This is a genomic window from Rhizobium sp. Leaf341 (assembly GCF_001424325.1).
In the GTDB taxonomy this organism is placed as follows: domain Bacteria; phylum Pseudomonadota; class Alphaproteobacteria; order Rhizobiales; family Rhizobiaceae; genus Ferranicluibacter.
On record NZ_LMPE01000015.1, the window covers coordinates 395279 to 413227 of the forward strand.

Below are 17949 nucleotides of genomic sequence, written 5' to 3' on the forward strand. Positions count from 1 at the left end.
CCCCTCACCACAGGAGAGGCCGCCATGCGCACGACACGGACCACCACCACATTTCCCAACGGAGCGACGGTTCCCGTTCTGGGCCAGGGCACATGGCACATGGGCGAGGCTTCCAGCGCACGAGCGGACGAGGTCTCGAGCCTTCGGCTCGGCCTCGACCTCGGCCTGACGCTGATCGATACCGCCGAGATGTACGCAGATGGGGGGGCCGAGCGGGTCGTGGGTGAGGCCATCCAAGGTCGCCGCGACGAGGCCTTCGTCGTCAGCAAGGTCCTGCCCTCGAACGCGTCGACGGCCCGGACATTGCGGGCCTGCGACGACAGCTTGAAGCGGTTGAAGACCGATCATATCGACCTTTACCTCCTCCACTGGCGGGGCGGGACACCGCTCTCGGAGACGCTGGAGGCGTTCGAGCGCCTGCAGCAAGCCGGAAAAATCCGCGCCTGGGGCGTTTCAAACTTCGATGTCGACGACATGGAGGAGATCGAGCAACACGCACCGGGCCAGGTGGCGACCAACCAGGTTCTCTACAACCTGTCGCGCCGCGGGATCGCCTTCGATCTCCTACCCTGGTGCGCCGAGAAGCGCATTCCGGTCATGGCCTATTCGCCTCTGGACGAAGGCCGCCTGCTGGGCAATGCCGCGGTCAACCGTGTGGCCGCAGCCCATGGCGCGACCCCGGCGCAGATCGCGCTGGCCTTCGTTCTGGCAACGCCGGACGTCATCGCCATCCCGAAGACCGGCCGCCCGGACCGGATTCGCGAAAACCTTGCCGCCCTCGACATCCGCCTGACGGTCGAAGACAGGACGGCGCTCGACGCCGCCTTCCCGCCACCATCGCGCAAGCGACCGCTCGAGATGATCTAAAACGCGTTGCTTGAAAACGGATTCACGCAACGCGCTTTACGTTCTTGTTTGGATGCATCTCGTTTCCCGAAACCGCTGCACACTTTCGGGCGACATGCATGAGGCGAAAAGACCGCCCACCCCTTGGGATGCGCGGCCTTGTCTGTCGGTTACGGCGTCGGAGCGTCAGGCGTTTCTAGCGTGACGCTGCCTCACATCCCCTGGGCGCCGCGGTTCATGGCGGCGATCCCGGTGCGGCAGACTTCCAGAAGACCCAGCGGCTTCATGACGGCGACGAACTGGTCTATTTTCGACGACTTGCCAGTGATTTCCAGGATGAAATGCTCGACCGTGGCATCGACAACCTTGGCATGGAAGGCATCGGCAAGACGCAGGGTTTCCGCCCTGTTTTCCCCCGTACCTTTGACCTTGACCAGCGCCACTTCACGCTCGATCGGCCTGTCGTGGCCCAGCGAACCGGCACGCACCGTCAGATCCACGACGCGGTGGACCGGCACCAACCGCTCGAGCTGCGACTTGATCTGCTCGAGCACATGCGGCGTTCCGCGCGTCACGATCGTGATGCGTGAAAGATGCGCCTCGTGTTCGGTCTCCGAAACGGTGAGGCTTTCGATGTTGTAGCCGCGCCCGGAAAACAGCCCGATCACCCGCGCCAGAACACCAGGCTCGTTGGCCACGAGGACAGACAGCGTGTGCTTCTCCGCAATCTCGGTCTCCTTGGCGATGAAATAGGCAGAGCCGGTCGGCTGAAGATGAGCGTTCATGGTTTCGGTCCGTTTCCTTTAGAGTATGTCTGCCAGTTCGTGCTGGCTTTTGGCGCGTGCCGTCTCGTTCGTGCGCCGTCGCGGGTCGTCGGAAGCATTTCGGCGCCGGGCGCGAAATCAGGCCTTCCTCTCGTCGCGAGAGCCACCCTTCGAACGGGACGCCGTCAATCGCCAGCGTCCCGTGCGCTCGATCAGACCAGCTGGCGCCCCTTGGCGTCGATGGCGGTCGCGACAGCCTCGTCGGTGGCCTCGTCGGGAAGGAGCATTTCGTTATGCGCCTTGCCGGACGGGATCATCGGGAAGCAATTGGCCAGATTGGCGACGCGGCAGTCGAAGATCACCGGCGCCGGGCTGTCGATCATCCGGCGGATCGCGTCGTCCAGTTCGCCGGGCTTTTCGCAACGGATGCCGACACCGCCATAGGCTTCCGCCAACTTGACGAAATCCGGCATCGCTTCCGTGTAGGAGTTCGACAGACGGTTGCCGTGCAGCAGCTGCTGCCACTGGCGCACCATGCCCATATACTGGTTGTTCAGGATGAAGATCTTGACCGGCAGACCATACTGGACGGCGCACGACATTTCCTGAATGCACATCTGGATCGAGGCATCGCCGGCGATGTCGATGACCAGGCTGTCGGGATGGGCGACCTGGACGCCGATCGCTGCCGGGAAACCATACCCCATCGTGCCGAGGCCACCCGAGGTCATCCAGCGGTTCGGTGCCTCGAACCCGTAGAACTGCGCGGCCCACATCTGGTGCTGGCCGACTTCGGTTGTGATGTAGGTGTCGCGATCCTTGGTGAGCGCGTGCAGGCGCTGAATGGCGTATTGCGGCATGATGACATCGTCGCTCGGCTTGTAGGACAGGGACCTGCGGCCCCTCCACCGGGCGATGTCACCCCACCAGTCGTTGAGACGTGCCGTATCGAGATCGGCCGACGCCGCGTGCCACAGACGAACCATTTCCTCCAGGACCCGGCCAACATCGCCGGCGATCGGAACGTCGACGCGCACGATCTTGTTGATGGAAGATGGATCGATGTCGATGTGGATCTTCTTGGAGTTCGGCGAGAAGGCATTGAGCCTGCCGGTGATGCGGTCGTCGAAGCGGGCGCCGATGCAGATCATGACGTCGGCATCGTGCATGGCCATATTGGCCTCGTACGTGCCGTGCATGCCGAGCATGCCGAGCCAGTTTGTGCCGGAGGCAGGGTAGCAGCCGAGGCCCATCAGGGTGGACGTGATGGGGAAATTCGTCAACGAAACCAGTTCGCGCAGCAGCCGCGTCGCTGCGTCGCCCGAATTGATGACGCCGCCGCCGGAATAGATGACCGGACGGCGTGCCGTCTTCATCAGGGCGACCGCTTCCTCGATGCGGCGGATATCCCCATCGACCTTCGGCTGGTAGCTCGTCTGGATCGGAACGGCCGATGGCGGTGTGTAGGTACCGGTCGCGAACTGGATGTCCTTGGGAATATCGACGAGGACAGGACCCGGGCGGCCGGACTTTGCGATGCGGAACGCTTCATGGATGATGGCGGCCAGCTCGTTGACGTCCTTGACGAGCCAATTGTGCTTGGTGCAGGGCCGCGTGATGCCGACGGTGTCGCATTCCTGGAAGGCATCCGAGCCGATCAGCGAACTTGGAACCTGGCCGGACAGGCAGACGAGCGGGATCGAGTCCATCAGCGCGTCCTGCAGCGGCGTGACGGCATTGGTCGCGCCGGGACCGGAGGTGACGAGCATGACGCCGACCTTGCCCGTCGAGCGCGCATAGCCCTCGGCCATGTGGCCTGCGCCCTGCTCGTGGCGCACGAGGATGTGCTTGATGTCTTCCTGCTGGTGGATCTCGTCGTAGATCGGGAGGACGGCACCGCCGGGATAGCCGAAGATAACTTCGACGCCGTTGTCCTTGAGCGCACGCAGAACGATTTCTGCGCCTGTCATCCTGTTGTCCTTGGTCGCTGCATGCATTTCGCTATTCCCGCCCGACATATCTCGATCCTGTGCTCTGCGTGTTCGAAGGCATAAAAAAAGGCCCCGTCAGGAGCCTTGGTTCGCGCATGGGTGGCTATCGCCGGATGGTTACACCATCCTGCCCATGCGCGATCCCACCACAAGAATGATTGCTTGAATGTTCATGGGGCGCACTGATACCGGCATTCGGGCATGTCGTCAACGGTTTTTACACCTTTGCCGCGATCCTGCCCGGCAACGCCCTCTCCTCCGCGATGCCAAAGCCGTGATGCTTCGCGGGGTTAAAAGAGCCAAACAGAAACATCTTCTTAAAGTCCGCCACTTACATTCGCGATTGTAAGCGAGGTGCGACGTGGTAAGCAACGAAATACAGGCCGACGGCCGGACGGCGGATGCGGACAGGCGCGATACGGTCGCCCGAGGCAATCGCTTTCTCGGCCGCGTCATCGCCTGCAACGGTTCGCGCGCGACCATCGCCGCTCTGGCCGAGAACGGCGAGACGTCGCTGACCGAACTCTGGTCGGTCGGTCGGCTGGTGTCCATCACCGTCGGCACCAATCGTGTCGTCGCCCTCGTCTCGTCCATGCGCACCAGCGACGACAACTGGGCGGAGCAGCAGGACAACATCTTCCGCATCGATGTCGAACTTGTCGGCGAAGTGCGGGTCGACAGCGACGGGCGCGAAGCCTTTTCAGCGGGCATCAGCCAATATCCCTATCTCGGCGCCGTCGCCCACCGGATCCGGACGGCGGATCTCGCGCGCATCTACGACACCGGTCGCGGTGGCAGCCACACCATCGGCAAGCTGACGCAGGACGACAGCCTGGACGCCGCGATCCATATTCCGTCGATGCTGTCGAAGCACTTCGCCGTGGTCGGCACCACAGGCGTCGGCAAGTCCACGGCCGTCACGCTTCTCCTGCGCAAGGCCATCGAAGCCGATCCGAAGCTTCGGGTTCTCATTCTCGATCCCCACAACGAGTTCGCGGCCGCGTTCCCCGACCATGCCGTCGTCATCGACACCGACACGCTGGACCTGCCCTTCTGGCTGATGCGGCTCGAGGAATTTGCGGAGGTCGTTTTCCGGGGACGCTCCGCCATCGCCGAAGAGCTCGACATCCTGCGCGATCTCATCCCCGAGGCCAAGCGCGGCTTCAAGGGCGACAGCGGACTGATGCGGCGCCAGACGGAAAAGAGCTCCCTGACGGCAGATACGCCGGTGCCCTACCGCATCGCTGATCTGATCGCGCTGATCGATGAGAGGATCGGCCGCCTGGAGGGACGCGGCGAAAAGCCGGCGCTCCGCTCCTTGAAGGTGCGCATCATGGCCGCCGTCAACGATCCGCGATACACCTTCATGTTCTCGTCGAACACGATCAACGACACCATCCTCGAAACGATCGCCAAGATCTTCCGCATCCCGGGCGAAGGACGTCCGATCACGACGTTCCAGCTGGCCGGCATCCCCTCGGAAGTCGTCAACTCGGTCGCTTCCGTCCTCTGCCGGATGGCCTTCGAAATCGGGCTCTGGAGCAATGGTGGCGTTCACATGCTCGTGGTCTGCGAGGAGGCACACCGGTACGTCCCGTCGGACCAGTCGCTCGGCTTTCTGCCAACGCGCCAAGCCATCGCCCGGATCGCCAAGGAAGGCCGGAAGTATGGTGTCTCTCTCGGCATGATCACGCAGCGTCCGGGAGAGCTCGATCCGACCATCCTGTCGCAGTGCTCCACGGTCTTTGCCATGCGGCTCTCGAACGATCGCGACCAGGACATCATTCGCTCCGCCATCCCGGATTCGTCCGTCTCCACCATGAGCTTCCTATCCTCGATCGGTAATGGCGAGGCCATCGCCTTCGGGGAAGCCGTGTCGGTGCCCATGCGCATGCGCTTCTCGCGCATCCCGGACAATCGCCTGCCGAAGGCAGCTGGCGGACTTGTGAAGGGCGAAGACGAAACGCCGGCCAATGTCGATCTGCGCACCATCGTCGCGCGCATGCGTGCAAGCACCGTCGGTGAGACAGGATCCTTCGCAGCTTCGGCAGCAGGGGCCGGGGGATTTTCCCCAGCCGACCCCTTCGAGCCGCTTCCGTCCGGGCGCATGCCGGAAAACCAGGACACCGGCGCCCGACCGGACATGCCGAGCCGGCCGGACATCCAGAACCGGGGGGACATCCAGAGCCGGGCGGACAGGCTCGACAGCTATCGCCCGGACATGCTGCCGCGCGCCGAACCGCCACCGGCCGATCCGCTGTCCAATCCGCAGGCCGACCGCTTCAATGCCTATCGCCGGCAGATCCTTGGCGGCGAGCTGGACAGGCGCGGGCCGGACACGCCGGCGCTTCCGTCACAATCCCCGGCATCGCCCCCGCCCCCGGCTCCCGCTCCGGTCGCGAGCGGGACCGACGAGGCCGCAGCCTTCACGCGCGCCCCGTCCCTGCGGGAAAGCCTGCTCCGAAAGCCGCTGGGCAGCATGATCCGCAAGTGAGCATCCGCTTCGCGGCGCATGTCCTCAGGGTGTGACGCGCGCCCAATCGTCCGTCAGCTGGTTGCGAAACCATGTCATCTGCCGCTTGGCATATTGCCGTGTGGCCGCCGACGCCGTCTCGATCACCTGGAGCCGGCTCATGGTCCCCTGCAGCATCGCGGCGATCTGCGGCACGCCGATCGCCTTCATGGCCGGAAGATCGGGCGCGAGACGGAGCGCCAGAAGCGCTTCGACCTCCTCGACGGCCCCCTGCTCCAGCATCGTCTCGAACCGCCGGTCGATGCGGCGACGAAGCTCGTCCCGGTCCGGCATGACGACCATTTTCAGCGATCGGTCAGGATCGACAACGATCGCGCCGGGCGCGTTTTGGAAGGCGCGGATCGACCGTCCGCTCGCCTGGAAGATTTCGAGAGCCCGCACGATCCTCTGCCCGTCTGCGGGCCTGAGCACGGCCGCCGTCTCGGGGTCGACGGCCGCGAGATTCGCGTGAAGCGCCTCCGCTCCTTCCGCGAGCAAACGCGCGCGGAGCTCCGAACGGATCTCGTCCGGCACGGTGGGCATCGCGGACAGTCCGCCCGTGAGCGCCTTGAAATAGAGCCCCGTGCCGCCGACGATCACGGGAACGCGTCCCTCCGCGCGCAGATGTCCGAGCAGTGCCGTCACGTCCCGAAGCCATTCGCCCGTGGAATAGCTGTGGCCGGCCGGCACATGCCCGTAGAGCCGATGTGGCACGCCCTCCATCTCGGCATCCGCGGGCCGCGCGGTCAGCATCCGGAGGGTGTCGTACACCTGCATGCTGTCGGCGTTCACGACCACGCCGCCTTGGGCCTGCGCCAGCCGCAGGGCGAGCGCAGACTTGCCGCTGGCGGTCGGCCCCGTTATCAGGATCGTGTCCTGTCCTCTTTCAAGGTTTTTCATCATGGCTCTCGTTGCCACGCTTGTCGCCAATCCGTCAAATCCGGCGCTGAGCGCGGCTCTCGGCGAAACGGCCGCGGCGGCCGTCCAGGCATCCGGCCTCTACTGGCTTGCCGACGGCGTGGCCTGCGATATCGCGCTGCGGGACGGAACGAACCCTGACGCTGCCGAGCAGCGGCTGCGCGACGCCATGGCCGGCGCGCCGATCGACGTCGTCGTCCAGGATGCGGAGACACGGCGCAAGCGCCTTCTGATCGCCGATATGGACTCGACCATGATCGGCCAGGAATGCATCGACGAACTGGCCGCCGAGGTGGGCCTCAAGGATCAGGTCGCCCTGATCACAGCGCGGGCCATGAACGGCGATATCGCCTTCGAACCCGCCTTGATCGAGCGCGTGCGCCTGTTGAAGGGCCTGCCTCTCAGCGTGGTCGATGACGTGATCGCAAAGCACATCACCCTGACGCCGGGCGGCATGGAACTGATCGCGACCATGAAGGCGAAAGGCGCCTACACCGCGCTCGTCTCGGGCGGCTTCACCGTCTTTACCGGGCCGATCGGCAACAGACTCGGCTTCGACGAAAACCGCGCCAATCGGCTGGTCGTTGCGAACGGAATTCTCGACGGCACTGTGGAAGAACCCATCCTCGGTCGCCAGGCCAAGGTCGATGCGCTGATCGCCATTGCCCGGCGGCTTGGCATCGACCCGCAGGACGCCATGGCCGTTGGCGACGGTGCGAATGACCTTGGCATGATCCAGCTTGCCGGCTCGGGCGTCGCCCTGCATGCAAAGCCCGCCGTTGCCGCCGAGGCCCGGATCCGCATCGATCACGGCGATCTGACGGCGCTTCTCTACATTCAGGGCTATCGCAAGACCGACTTCGTCAGCCCGGCAGACCGTCCGTGATCCTGACGGAGACCGAACGGCTGCGGCTGCGCAACTGGGAGGAACGCGATCGGGATCTCTTCTTCGAGATCAACAGCGATCCTGACGTGATGACGTTTTTCCCGACGCGCCGGAACCGGAGCGAGGCGGATGCGCTCTTCGACCGCAACCGTCGAGACATTGCCGACACGGGCTTCGGCTTCTACGCGCTTGCCTTGAAGGCGACCGACGAAGTTCTGGGCTTTTGCGGCCTCGCCAAGGCAAATCTCAGCCCGATCCTGCCGAGCGACACCGTCGAGATCGGCTGGCGCCTGGTGCACCGCAACTGGTCCAAAGGCTACGTAACGGAAGCGGCAACCGCCCTCATCACGTTCGGTTTCGACGTCCGCGGTCTCGGCGAGATCGTCTCTTTCGCCGTGGCCGACAATCACCGCTCGATCGCGGTGATGGAGCGCATCGGTCTTGTGCGCGACATCGATGGCGACTTCGACCATCCCCGCATCCCCGAAACACATCCGCACCTGAAGCGTCACGTCCTCTATCGCCGGACGCGCGGGGCCTGAAGCGCGTCGCGTGAAAAAGGATTCACGCAACGCGCTTTAAGGTCTTTTTGCGCGGGCGGTGTGTGCGCCTATTCGATGCGCACGGTCACGAAGCGCAGTTCGCCCGTCTTGTTGGAAATCATCAGCAAGGCATTGCGCCGTCCGTCGGCCTTCAGCTCTTCGATCCGCGCGGTGACATCTTCCGGCGTCTTCATGGCTTCCTGACCGATTTCGACGATCACGTCTCCGGCGGTGATCCGGCGTTCGGCCGCAGCCGAGCCCTTGGCCACATCGGTGATGACGACACCCTCGATATCGTCTGCGATCCCGAAGCTCCGGCGATTGGGCGCCTCGAGCAGCGCCAGCTTCATGCCGAGAACCTCGTCGGATTTGGGCAGTTCGGCCGCCGGCGGTTCCGCCTGGTCCGTTCCCTCCTGGCCGCCCTTTCCGCCGTCGCTCTGATCGTCCGGCGCGTCCTCGGAGGTTGCCGGCGCATCATCGGACGTCGGCGCCGTCTCGGCATTCGCCACATCGGCATCCTCGAGCCGGCCCAGCGTGACCTGCACCGTCATCTCCTTGCCGTCCCGAATCACGATGACGTCGACGGCCTTCCCGACCGGGCTTTCGGCCACCACGCGCGGCAGGTCGCGCATCTCCGCAACATCGCGACCGTCGAACTTGGTGATCACGTCGCCTGTCTTGATCTCGCCCTTCGAAATCGGGCCGCCCTCGATGATGCCGGCGACCAGCGCGCCGCGCGGCGTGTCCATGCCGAGGCTTTCTGCGATATCGTCGGTCACGGGCTGGATCCGCACGCCGAGCCAACCGCGCCGGGTCTCGCCGAAATCCTTGAGCTGCGTGATCACGTTGGAGGCGAGCTCCGTCGGCACGGAGAAGCCGATGCCGATCGAGCCGCCGGACGGCGAGATGATGGCCGTGTTGATGCCGATGACCTCGCCCTTCATGTTGAAGAGAGGTCCGCCGGAATTGCCGCGGTTGATGGCCGCATCCGTCTGGATGAAATTGTCGTAGGGGCCGGCATTGATGTTGCGGCCCCGCGCCGAGATGATGCCGACCGTCACCGTGCCGCCAAGCCCGAAGGGATTGCCGATCGCCATGACCCAGTCGCCGATCCGCATCGCGCGGCTATCGCCGAGGGGCACGGCCGTCAGCGGCTTCTTGGGCTCCACCTTGAGCACGGCCAGATCGGTCTTCGTGTCGGTTCCGATCAGCTTGGCCTTCAGCTTCGAGCCGTTGGCGAAGTTGACCTCGATATCGTCGGCACCTTCGATGACGTGATTGTTGGTGACGATGTAGCCGGTCGGATCGATGACGAAACCGGAGCCGAGCGATTCGACTTTGCGGCCGGGCGCGCCCTGCCCGTTCTGCCCCTTGAAGAACTCGTCGAAGAAATCCTGGAACGGCGAGCCCTGCGGCACCTTCGGCATCGGCGCATCGTCGTCCGTCTTCACGTTCTGCGAGGTCGAGATGTTGACGACGGCATCGAGCAGCCCGGCCGCGAGATCGGCCACCGAGTCCGGCCCCTGGACAGCGCGTCCCGGCGGAGCGATCGACGGCGACGGCTGGGGCGGAACAGGAAGCGGCGTGGCCGTGCCCGCTGCCGGCGGCGCGATCGGCTTGGCGACCTGCGCCATCGCCGTGAAAGGAGCCGTCAGAACAAGGGCGCTCGACAGGGCAAGCGCCGCCGCCCGGGTGAAGCTGGAACGGTGTGATCCCATGAGGTCCTCGTTTCGATGATGGGGCAATCGGTTCGCGCGTACCTTATCGGTCCGATGGCGGAAGGAAAAGCCTAAGGGCAGGAACGACGAACCCGGCAAGCGCGGACGCCGGTGTTCATACCACTGCTGATGTCAGCCCTGGTGCGAGCGAAGATAAGGCGCGAAGGCAACGCGTCCAGTCATCTTTTCGTTATGCCGGGACCGGGGCGACACCCGGGTCACATCCCGCAACGCGGCCTCTTGCGCAGGCGGCGGCCGCGCTTCATAAGCGATGAAACAGATATGTGGGCGCAGGCGCGCCGGAGAGGTGACATCATGAGCATTGTCGTCAGAGACAGCAACGGAACCGCGCTTGCCGATGGCGACTCGGTCACGCTGATCAAGGATCTCAAGGTGAAGGGCACCTCGGTCACGCTGAAGCGTGGCACGCTGGTGAAGAACATCCGCCTGACGGACGACGCCGCGGAAGTCGAATGCAATGCCGAGAAGGTGAAGGGCCTGGTGCTGCGGACGGAGTTTCTCAAAAAGGCCTGAGCAGGCCACCCACGTCGCTTCCACCGCGTCGTTTCAGACCATGACCTCGTGGCCATGGTTCCTGAGCGCGGCGACCGCCTTGTCGAGGTCCGATCCCAGGATGAAGATGTAGTCGGTGCTGAAGGTGGAGTTTGCGAACAGCCCGACGCCGGCGGTCGAGAGCGGGTCGAGAACCGACGACAGGATGCCGGGAATGTCGAAGGCGAAGTGTTCTTCGATGCGAAGACACCGCCAGCCGTTGGACGAGATGACGCTGGTCGGCACGCGGGCTGCGCGGCACACGAGCGTCATTTCTTCGCGCGACGAGGAGACGGCCCAGAAGCCCGCGCCGGGAAGCCAATCCGGCAGCGGCGAACCGACATTGAGACGCGTGATCGAATATTCGGCTTCGACCAGCCGGATCAGCAGTTTGCGAGACATTCATACCCCTCGAGACGCCGTGGTCCGGCCAAGGCCTTCCGAAGACCTGATGGACGGCAAGCGCGGTGGACGCAACGTCTGCTGCAGCAGGGCAGCAGGCAAAACCATTCGATCAGGGCGGGAACGGGAGACATGACGCCCTGCTGGCCTTGCCCTGCCATCCCCAGCGCATGTCGTCAAGAAAGAAGGGGCCGGCATCGCTGCCGGCCCCTTCTTTTATCACCCGGTAGTTCCGCCGCGTCGGCAGCGGCAACCCGCTTAGTTTGCCGCGGGCGCGGCAGCCGGTGCGGCCGGCGCTGCCGGAGCAGCAGGCGGCTGCGGCGTGCCCTGCGAGCTGTTGAAGTAGCGGAAGAACTCGGAGTCCGGAGAGATGACGAGGGTCGTATCCGGGCTTGCGATGGCCGCACCGTAAGCCGTCATCGAGCGGTAGAACTCGAAGAAGGACGGATCGCGCGCAAAGGCATCGGCAAAGACGCGGGTCCGCTCGGCTTCGCCTTCACCGCGCAGGATTTCGGCATCCCGTTGGGCATCGGCGACGATCTCGACGACCTGTCGATCCGCGATGGCGCGACGACGCTGGCTTTCCTCGTTACCGCGGGCACGGATCAGTTCGGCCTCGGCCAGACGTTCCGCCTTCATGCGGTCGAAGGTCTGCTGCGAGACTTCCTGCGTCAGATCGGTCCGGCGAATGCGCACGTCCTGGATGTTGAGGCCGAGAGACTCGGCATCGCTCTTCAGGTCGGCGCGCACTTCGCGCATCATGGACGCGCGCTCTTCGGACAACGCGGACTCGAACCCGCGAAGACCGTAAACCCGACGCAGCGAGGAGTCGAGACGCGTGCGCAGACGCGCCTCGGCGGAGGATCGATCACCGGATACGGTTTCGCGGAAGCGGCGCGGATCCTGGATGCGGTAGACGACGAAGGCATCGACCTCGTAGAATTTGCCGCCGGACACCTGGACGCGAATGTTGTCGAGGTCGAACCGCAAAGCCTGATCCTCGACATACTGGACGCGATCGGCATCCATGAAGGCGAAGGGCAGCTTGAAGTAGAGGCCCGGCTCGGTCTTGACGTCCTGGATCTGGCCGAAGCGGACGACGATCGCCTGCTGGCGCTCGGTCACGACGAAGATGGAGGAATAGACGACCATCAGGATCACCGCGAAGGCGATCAGGAAATAGGGAAGACGGCTGTTCATCAGTTGCTTCCTCCGACCTGCGGGGCCGGTCGGCCGATTTCGGTAAGCGGCAGATACGGCAGGACGCCCTGCCCGTTCTTCTCGTCCAGAATAACTTTCTTGGACTTGCCGAGAACCTCCTGCATCGTTTCCAAATAGAGGCGCTTGCGCGTCACGTCCGGAGCCTGTGCATAGGCGTCGTAGACCGAGACGAAGCGCTGTGCTTCACCCTGGGCTTCCTTGACGACGCGATCCTTGTAGGCGGCGGCTTCTTCGCGGTTCTGCGCGGCCTGACCGCGTGCCCGACCGAGCACCTGGTTGGCGTACTGGTTGGATTCCTCGACGAAGCGATCCTCGTCCTGTTCGGCGCGCTGCACCTCGTCGAACGCATCGGCGACCTCGCGAGGCGGCGCCGCATCTTCGATCGCGACCGTGTTGACGGAGATGCCGGCGCCATAGGTGTCCATGGTCGCCTGGATGGTCGCCTTCACGTCCTGCGCGATCGCCTGACGGTTGTCGCGGAAGATGTCCTGTGCCGGACGACGGCCGACGACCTCACGCATGGCGCTTTCGGCGACCTGCTGCAGGGTGTTGGCCGGATCCTCGACATTGAAGAGATAGGCTTTGGGGTCGGTGACGGAGAACAGGACCGAGAACTGGACATTGACGATGTTCTGGTCGCCCGACAGCATCAGACCCGCCGAGGACGGATCGGCCGACACCGACTTGCTGCCGATATTCTGCTGCTGCTCGGTGACCTTCACCAGTTCGACCGTTTCGAGCGGCCAGAAATGATAATGCAGGCCCGGCATGGAGATCTCGTCCTTCGGCTTGCCGAAGCGCATCTCGACGCCACGCTCGTCCGGCTGGACCGTATAGATCGAGTTGATGAGGATGAAGCCGACGATCAAAAGACCGATGATGGCGACGACGCCACCGTTGAAACCGCCGGGAACGACGTTCTTCAGCTGGTCCTGGCCCCGGCGCAAGATCTCTTCGAGATCCGGCGGGCCGCCATTGCCGCGGCCACCGCCGCCGCCACGCGGGCGATTGGGACCCTGGCCCCACGGGCCCTTGTTTCCACCACCGCCATTACCACCGCCGCCGTTGCCGCCGCCGCCCCAAGGACCGCCGCCGCCGCCGTTCTGATTGCTCCAGGGCATTCATACCTCTTTCGTTAAACTCCCGCCTCCGGCAATCGGCGGAACCGACTGGGAAGTGAACCCGTTATAGGTATCGCCCCGGAGCCTTTCAACGCGCCGCGTCATAACTTTGGCGTTAACAAGGCGATTTCGTTCCGTTTATTGCTAAAGTTCGAGCGAAGCCCCGCCTTCGTGCCCCGCGGAGCGTGCGCGCCGCTGCCATGTCGTGAAGATGACCGGATGGCTGTCCGCCTCGGCTTGCATCGGAACCACGTGCGAAACCTGCTCGAAAACGGCGGGGTCGATTGCCGGAAAGACCGTGTCGCCGTCCAGATCCGCCTCGACCACGGTCATCTCGATCGTATCGGTCATGGCGATCGCATCCCGGTAAATCTGGCCGCCGCCGATGATGCAGATCTCGTCGACCCCGAGCTCACGCGCCTTTTCCCCGGCGACATGGAGCCCCTCCTCCAGCGACCCGACGCGTGTCGCGCCGTCCGCCTCGAAACCGGTGTCGCGCGTAATGACGATGTTCGGCCGGCCTGGCAGCGGTCGGCCGATCGACTGCCAGGTCTTTCGACCCATCACCACCGGACGCCCCAGTGTCAGCGCCTTGAAATGCTTGAGATCCGTCGGCAACCGCCAGGGCATGCCTCCATCCCGGCCGATGACGCCGTTGCGGGCGGCTGCGACGACGATGACGATCCGTGCCGCACTCATACGGCGATCGGCGCCCGAATCGCTGCATCGGCGTCATAGCCCAGCAATTGGAAATCCTCGTAGCGAAACGCGAACAGATCCTTCACGTCCGGATTGAGCCGCATCTCCGGCAGCGCCTTCGGCGTCCGGGTCAGCTGGAGGCGCGCCTGCTCGAAGTGATTGCTGTAGATATGCGCGTCTCCGAGCGTATGCACGAAGTCTCCCGGCTCCAGACCGGTGACCTGCGCCAGCATCAGCGTCAGCAACGCATAGGAGGCGATATTGAAGGGAACGCCGAGGAAGATGTCACCGGACCGTTGATAGAGCTGGCAGGACAGCCTGCCCTCGGAAACGTAGAACTGGAACAGGCAGTGGCAGGGCGGCAACGCCATCTCGTCCACAAGGGCCGGATTCCAGGCCGACACGATATGACGCCGGGAATGCGGATTGGTCTTTAGGCCTTCGACGAGCTGGGCGATCTGGTCGATGTGCCGCCCGTCGGGTGCCGGCCAGGACCGCCACTGGTAGCCGTAGACGGGACCGAGCTCGCCGTTCGCGTCGGCCCACTCATCCCAGATGCTGACGCCGTTTTCCCGGAGATAGGCGACATTCGTATCGCCGCGCAGAAACCACAACAGTTCGTGGATGATCGAGCGGAGATGCAGCTTCTTCGTCGTCAGGACGGGAAAGCCGTCCGCGAGATCGTAGCGCATCTGATAGCCGAAGACCGAGCGTGTGCCCGTTCCGGTCCGGTCGCTCCGGTCGTTGCCGGTCTCCAGAACATGGCGCAGGAGATCAAGATATTGCTTCATGAGAGACGGGTCCGCCAAATTCGAGTCCGGCTAGGATAAGACCTGGAGCGCAGGCGCGATAGACCCCTTGCCGGTTTGTCCCCCGCGGGCGTTCGTCGATTTTGGACCGTGATGACGCCTCGGCACAGTCGTCACAGGGCTGACATCGGCGCGATTTATCATTTTCGAAAAAGCGAGGGAACCATTTCGGCACCTTGCGTGTTCCCCGGCACCTTCACCTCCCCCTGCCATTCAAGATCTGCTACATCCCAGATCGTCTGCCATCCAGATCCTGTCGTCCGGCCACAGGCCGTGCGCATCCCGCCACGAAAGCACTGTCATGACCGTCCGTTACAAGCTCGGCTGTACCCTCACCTACGAGGTTCGCGAACCCACCGTGTTCATCTTCAACGTCGAAGTCGCCAAGCTTCAGCGTCATCATGATCTGGTGGAAACCCTGACGATCAGCCCGAAGACGGCGCGCTGGACCTATACGGTGCCGGAAGAACGGAACCGCTACTTCAAGATCGACGTCGCGCCCGGCCCGCTGTCGGTCACCTACGCGGCGGAGGTCACGCTCGACGTCTTTCGCGCGGATCCCGCAACCATCAACGAGACGCCGCTGTCGGACATCCCGCTCGACATCATGCCGTTCCTGCTGCCTTCGCGCTTCGTATCCTCCGACCGTCTGGGCGCCTTTGCCATCCGCGAATTCGGCAATCTGCCGAAGGGCCATGAGCGCGTGACGGCGATCTGCAACTGGATCTACAACAATATCGACTATCAGCGCGGCTCATCCAACGGGCAGACGACAGCGGACGAGAGCCTGTTGCTGCGCGCCGGCGTCTGCCGCGACTTCTCGCATATCGGCATCGCGTTCTGCCGGGCGCTGGGCATCCCCGCCCGCTTCGTCAGCTGCTATGCCTACGGCCTGCGCCCCTCTGATTTTCACGCCGTCTTCGAAGCCTATCTTGACGGCCGCTGGTGGCTGTTCGACGCGACCCGCCAGGCCAATCTCGACGGTCTGGTGCGCATCGGCGTCGGTCGCGACGCTGCCGAGATCGCATTCTGCACACCTTTCGGCCTGATGGAGCCCGGTGCGGTCGACATCACGATCGAGCATGCCGACGGCACGCCGGAGAAACCCGGCCGGACGATCGACGCCATCTCCACGGACGATCGCATCGAGATCGCCGAGATCGAACAGGACGCGGCCTGACCCGCAAGACGGCGGATCGAACAACCGGCGTGACCAAGTGCGAACCGACATCGAGAATGGGCATCCCGCTTTTTGGCGGCGATGCCCTTTTTCGATGCGCTTTGCCCTTTCCATCGGCTGCGGGAACGCCTATATCTTCCGTGCCGTCGCAAGGCGGCTATGGCAATAAACTGTCGGTGTAATAAACCTATTGGACCCGGGGGCGGTACCCGGCGCCTCCACCAAAAACCGGCCTGAAGGTTCACTGGAAACAGGAGACCGGAATGGCGCCACGCCAATCAGGCGGCCGGCTTTTGATGGGGGCGAAATAGGATCGACAAGGGCGTAAAGATCGAACTTTTGCTCGGCATTGTACCACCGTTATCGGGCTCAAACAGTAGTTGCAAACGACAACTATGCGGAAGCTCGTCTCGCTGCTTAATCGCGGTGTGACACTTCAAATCAAGCCCTTCCGGTTCGCACCGTAAGGCGGGGTTCGGAGGTACCTGGCAACAGAAACCTCCACTTTTCCCATGACATGCGACGACCGCTCCAAGGAATAAGGCTCCCGGCCTCGGTGCGTCCATGTGATTTCCCGCAGGCCGCCCGCCGCGCCTTGAAATCGTCCATCAATAGTGCAAATGGTTTGATGGACGACGCAGGGTCGATGCCGTTCTCGCGGCCGATGCCCCTGCGCACTGAAACATCTAGGCAAGACGGGGATCCGATGGGCCAGGACCATATCCGCTACGACATTCTCGCACAGGACGCGCTTCGGGGCGTCATCCGCAAGGTTCTGAGCGAGGTTGCAGCGACAGGTCACCTTCCCGGCGATCACCACTTCTTCATCACGTTTCTCACGGGCGCGCCCGGCGTTCGCATCTCCCAGCATCTGAAGTCGAAATATGCCGAGCAGATGACGATCGTGGTGCAGCACCAGTTCTGGGATCTGAAGGTCACGGAGTCGCTGTTCGAGATCGGCCTTTCCTTCTCCGACACACCGGAAAAGCTGGTCATTCCCTTCAATGCCATTCGCGGGTTCTACGATCCGTCCGTAAACTTCGAGCTCGAGTTCGACGTGGCCGTCGGCGAGGACGAGGATACGGAAACAGAATCGGCGGAGATCACGGCCTATCCCGGCGTGACGGTCGAACGCGACGAAGAGACGGAAGCCGAGGCGCCAAAGGGTGAAGATGGCAAACCCGGTGCGTCCGTCGTCTCCCTTGACGCGTTTCGCAAGAAGAACTGACCGTCCATGACCGGCGACGTCGTCAACCTGCGTCAGTTTCGCAAGAAGAAGACCCGCGCCGAGCATGACAAGGTTGCGGATCAGAACCGCATCGACTTCGGCCGGACGAAAGCCGAAAAGACGTTGACCCGGACGCTGAACGACCAGGCGGAGCGTCGGCTCGAACAGGGCCGGCGGGAAGCGCCGACCGGATCCGAGCGGCCGGACGAGGATTGATGCGCCCCGCATCTCCGCGCCGGACGGCGATTGTCCGGGACAGGCTCCAGACATGCTGAGGAAGCACTCGGCCACCCTCCACGGTCACCGCACGAGCTTCTCGCTCGAAGAGGTCTTTTGGGACGAGCTGAAGCTCATCGCCGCCGCCCGCGCCATTCCCCTTGCCCGTCTCGTGGCCGAGATCGACGATGCCCGGTCGGCCGACAGCAATCTCTCCTCCGCCCTCCGCGTCCATGTGCTGGCCTGGATCAAGTCGACGCGCGATACCACGCCGGACGCATAGTCGCTGCACCGACCGTCGGGCGCTGCACGGTTCAAGTCCGGCGCTGCGGATCTCGCGCAGC

At 63.8% G+C, this 17949-nt stretch carries 18 protein-coding genes and 1 other RNA gene; 10 read left to right on the forward strand and 9 right to left on the reverse strand.

Features of this window, described 5'->3' with window-relative positions; all coding sequences use genetic code 11:
* Positions 1-24 precede the first annotated feature (24 nt).
* Positions 25-867: an aldo/keto reductase gene (locus tag ASG03_RS16665; protein ID WP_062694615.1), complete on the forward strand. Its 843-nt coding sequence runs from the start codon at positions 25-27 to the stop codon at positions 865-867.
* A 191-nt stretch (positions 868-1058) separates the two neighbouring features.
* On the opposite strand, the gene ilvN is transcribed toward ASG03_RS16665, so the two are convergent.
* Both ilvN and ASG03_RS16675 read right to left on the reverse strand, forming a co-directional pair.
* A complete protein-coding gene (gene ilvN / locus ASG03_RS16670) occupies positions 1059-1631 on the reverse strand; it encodes an acetolactate synthase small subunit (RefSeq protein ID WP_062474084.1) in 573 nt (190 codons plus the stop codon).
* A 191-nt stretch (positions 1632-1822) separates the two neighbouring features.
* Entirely contained in the window at positions 1823-3607 is a 1785-nt protein-coding gene (locus ASG03_RS16675) for an acetolactate synthase 3 large subunit (protein WP_156381880.1), read from the reverse strand.
* 355 nt (positions 3608-3962) lie between these two features.
* Here ASG03_RS16675 and ASG03_RS16680 point away from each other — a divergent pair, with 355 nt between their 5' ends.
* Entirely contained in the window at positions 3963-6095 is a 2133-nt protein-coding gene (locus ASG03_RS16680) for an ATP-binding protein (protein WP_062694620.1), read from the forward strand.
* 24 nt (positions 6096-6119) lie between these two features.
* Here ASG03_RS16680 and miaA read toward each other — a convergent pair whose 3' ends face one another.
* Positions 6120-7016 (reverse strand): tRNA (adenosine(37)-N6)-dimethylallyltransferase MiaA, encoded by an 897-nt coding sequence (miaA, locus tag ASG03_RS16685; protein WP_062694622.1) that lies wholly within the window; start codon positions 7014-7016, stop codon positions 6120-6122.
* Here miaA and serB point away from each other — a divergent pair.
* Together serB and ASG03_RS16695 are read left to right on the forward strand one after the other, a co-directional pair.
* Positions 7015-7917: a phosphoserine phosphatase SerB gene (gene serB, locus ASG03_RS16690; protein ID WP_062694624.1), complete on the forward strand. Its 903-nt coding sequence runs from the start codon at positions 7015-7017 to the stop codon at positions 7915-7917. The genes miaA and serB overlap by 2 nt on opposite strands.
* Positions 7914-8459, forward strand: a complete 546-nt coding sequence (locus tag ASG03_RS16695; RefSeq protein WP_062694626.1) for a GNAT family N-acetyltransferase — start codon at positions 7914-7916, stop codon at positions 8457-8459. The genes serB and ASG03_RS16695 overlap by 4 nt, the downstream gene beginning before the upstream one ends.
* Positions 8460-8527: 68 nt before the next feature.
* Here the strand turns inward: ASG03_RS16695 and ASG03_RS16700 are convergent, their stop codons facing one another.
* On the reverse strand, positions 8528-10177 hold the full coding sequence (locus tag ASG03_RS16700; protein ID WP_062694628.1) for a DegQ family serine endoprotease: 1650 nt from the start codon (positions 10175-10177) through the stop codon (positions 8528-8530).
* Between the two features lie 315 nt (positions 10178-10492).
* Between ASG03_RS16700 and ASG03_RS16705 the strand changes: the two genes are divergently transcribed.
* Positions 10493-10711 (forward strand): alkylphosphonate utilization protein, encoded by a 219-nt coding sequence (locus tag ASG03_RS16705; RefSeq protein ID WP_062474597.1) that lies wholly within the window; start codon positions 10493-10495, stop codon positions 10709-10711.
* Between the two features lie 33 nt (positions 10712-10744).
* Here ASG03_RS16705 and ASG03_RS16710 read toward each other — a convergent pair whose 3' ends face one another.
* The 5 genes from ASG03_RS16710 to ASG03_RS16730 form a co-directional block, all read right to left on the reverse strand.
* A complete protein-coding gene (locus tag ASG03_RS16710) occupies positions 10745-11131 on the reverse strand; it encodes an ACT domain-containing protein (protein ID WP_062474099.1) in 387 nt (128 codons plus the stop codon).
* A 258-nt stretch (positions 11132-11389) separates the two neighbouring features.
* Complete coding sequence (gene hflC / locus ASG03_RS16715) at positions 11390-12331, reverse strand: protease modulator HflC (RefSeq protein WP_156379750.1); 942 nt, start codon at positions 12329-12331, stop codon at positions 11390-11392.
* Entirely contained in the window at positions 12331-13473 is a 1143-nt protein-coding gene (gene hflK / locus ASG03_RS16720) for an FtsH protease activity modulator HflK (RefSeq protein WP_062474103.1), read from the reverse strand. The genes hflC and hflK overlap by 1 nt, the downstream gene beginning before the upstream one ends.
* A 144-nt stretch (positions 13474-13617) precedes the next feature.
* Positions 13618-14172 carry a dihydrofolate reductase gene (locus ASG03_RS16725; protein WP_062694630.1) on the reverse strand — a complete coding sequence of 185 codons (555 nt, stop codon included), beginning with the start codon at positions 14170-14172 and terminating at the stop codon, positions 13618-13620.
* Positions 14169-14963, reverse strand: coding sequence for a thymidylate synthase (locus ASG03_RS16730; RefSeq protein WP_062694632.1), 795 nt, complete (start codon positions 14961-14963; stop codon positions 14169-14171). The genes ASG03_RS16725 and ASG03_RS16730 overlap by 4 nt, the downstream gene beginning before the upstream one ends.
* A 319-nt stretch (positions 14964-15282) precedes the next feature.
* Between ASG03_RS16730 and ASG03_RS16735 the strand changes: the two genes are divergently transcribed.
* The 5 genes from ASG03_RS16735 (at position 15283) to ASG03_RS16755 (ending at position 17888) form a co-directional block, all read left to right on the forward strand.
* Positions 15283-16161, forward strand: a complete 879-nt coding sequence (locus ASG03_RS16735; RefSeq protein WP_062694634.1) for a transglutaminase-like domain-containing protein — start codon at positions 15283-15285, stop codon at positions 16159-16161.
* A 103-nt stretch (positions 16162-16264) separates the two neighbouring features.
* Positions 16265-16667, forward strand: a transfer-messenger RNA (tmRNA) gene (ssrA, locus tag ASG03_RS16740).
* A gap of 200 nt (positions 16668-16867) precedes the next feature.
* Positions 16868-17389: an SspB family protein gene (locus ASG03_RS16745; protein WP_062474114.1), complete on the forward strand. Its 522-nt coding sequence runs from the start codon at positions 16868-16870 to the stop codon at positions 17387-17389.
* A 6-nt stretch (positions 17390-17395) separates the two neighbouring features.
* The gene (locus tag ASG03_RS16750; protein WP_062474116.1) at positions 17396-17605 is read left to right on the forward strand and encodes a DUF4169 family protein; all 210 of its coding nucleotides are present in this window, start codon (positions 17396-17398) and stop codon (positions 17603-17605) included.
* Between the two features lie 52 nt (positions 17606-17657).
* Positions 17658-17888 (forward strand): ribbon-helix-helix domain-containing protein, encoded by a 231-nt coding sequence (locus ASG03_RS16755; RefSeq protein WP_062474118.1) that lies wholly within the window; start codon positions 17658-17660, stop codon positions 17886-17888.
* Positions 17889-17949 lie beyond the last annotated feature (61 nt).

What these genes read in the sequence shown, in the direction of transcription:
- hflK (WP_062474103.1), bottom strand. Translation starts at nt 13,473, where the DNA reads ATGCCCTGGAGCAATCAGAACGGCGGCGGCGGCGGTCCTTGGGGCGGC.
- ilvN (WP_062474084.1), bottom strand. Translation starts at nt 1,631, where the DNA reads ATGAACGCTCATCTTCAGCCGACCGGCTCTGCCTATTTCATCGCCAAG.
- ASG03_RS16745 (WP_062474114.1), top strand. Translation starts at nt 16,868, where the DNA reads ATGGGCCAGGACCATATCCGCTACGACATTCTCGCACAGGACGCGCTT.
- serB (WP_062694624.1), top strand. Translation starts at nt 7,015, where the DNA reads ATGGCTCTCGTTGCCACGCTTGTCGCCAATCCGTCAAATCCGGCGCTG.
- ASG03_RS16750 (WP_062474116.1), top strand. Translation starts at nt 17,396, where the DNA reads ATGACCGGCGACGTCGTCAACCTGCGTCAGTTTCGCAAGAAGAAGACC.
- miaA (WP_062694622.1), bottom strand. Translation starts at nt 7,016, where the DNA reads ATGATGAAAAACCTTGAAAGAGGACAGGACACGATCCTGATAACGGGG.
- ASG03_RS16730 (WP_062694632.1), bottom strand. Translation starts at nt 14,963, where the DNA reads ATGAAGCAATATCTTGATCTCCTGCGCCATGTTCTGGAGACCGGCAAC.
- ASG03_RS16755 (WP_062474118.1), top strand. Translation starts at nt 17,658, where the DNA reads ATGCTGAGGAAGCACTCGGCCACCCTCCACGGTCACCGCACGAGCTTC.
- ASG03_RS16705 (WP_062474597.1), top strand. Translation starts at nt 10,493, where the DNA reads ATGAGCATTGTCGTCAGAGACAGCAACGGAACCGCGCTTGCCGATGGC.
- ASG03_RS16665 (WP_062694615.1), top strand. Translation starts at nt 25, where the DNA reads ATGCGCACGACACGGACCACCACCACATTTCCCAACGGAGCGACGGTT.
- ASG03_RS16735 (WP_062694634.1), top strand. Translation starts at nt 15,283, where the DNA reads ATGACCGTCCGTTACAAGCTCGGCTGTACCCTCACCTACGAGGTTCGC.
- ASG03_RS16675 (WP_156381880.1), bottom strand. Translation starts at nt 3,607, where the DNA reads ATGCATGCAGCGACCAAGGACAACAGGATGACAGGCGCAGAAATCGTT.
- ASG03_RS16710 (WP_062474099.1), bottom strand. Translation starts at nt 11,131, where the DNA reads ATGTCTCGCAAACTGCTGATCCGGCTGGTCGAAGCCGAATATTCGATC.
- ASG03_RS16725 (WP_062694630.1), bottom strand. Translation starts at nt 14,172, where the DNA reads ATGAGTGCGGCACGGATCGTCATCGTCGTCGCAGCCGCCCGCAACGGC.
- hflC (WP_156379750.1), bottom strand. Translation starts at nt 12,331, where the DNA reads ATGAACAGCCGTCTTCCCTATTTCCTGATCGCCTTCGCGGTGATCCTG.
- ASG03_RS16700 (WP_062694628.1), bottom strand. Translation starts at nt 10,177, where the DNA reads ATGGGATCACACCGTTCCAGCTTCACCCGGGCGGCGGCGCTTGCCCTG.